1 protein-coding gene is annotated in these 516 nt (G+C 53.5%); it reads left to right on the top strand.

The features are described 5' to 3' along the window. A partial coding sequence (locus tag ACFSR3_RS10855) for a hypothetical protein (protein ID WP_379820982.1) occupies nt 1–516 on the top strand: 516 nt, incomplete at both ends.

Raw genomic sequence — 516 nt, forward strand, 5'->3', positions numbered from 1 at the left:
TAGCATCGCTTCCTTCAATGTAGTTGTGAACCCGCTACCGGTATTAAGCACAGACCCTATGGACTTTGAAGCGACCGAGTGTGAGGAAACACCGGGCAATGCATGGTTCCATCTTGATGAGATCGCCACAGCGATTACTGCAGGCGCCTCAGGCTACACGGTAGTATTCTATGAGACAGGCCCTGAAGCCCAGAGTGGAAGCGGTACCCCGCTGGTAACGCCATACCCTTCACCGGACAACAATACGATCCATGCAAGGATCACCAATGCCGCTACAGGCTGCTGGACCACGGCAAGCGTACTGCTTCACGTTATCCCTGCACCTATAGCCACGCCACCGGCCCCTATTGCCGAGTGTGATGTCAACAATGACGGTTTTGCAACCTTTGACCTTACCGCCACGATCCAGGCGATAGAGAATGCCCTTGCCGATATCACGGTAACGGTACACGAGACACCACAGGATGCGGAGTTTGGTGTAAATGCCGTACCAAACACCAATGCCTACAACAACCT

The sequence above is a fragment of the Flavobacterium suzhouense genome (assembly GCF_042684765.1).
GTDB classification, from domain to species: Bacteria; Bacteroidota; Bacteroidia; order Flavobacteriales; family Flavobacteriaceae; genus Flavobacterium; species Flavobacterium suzhouense.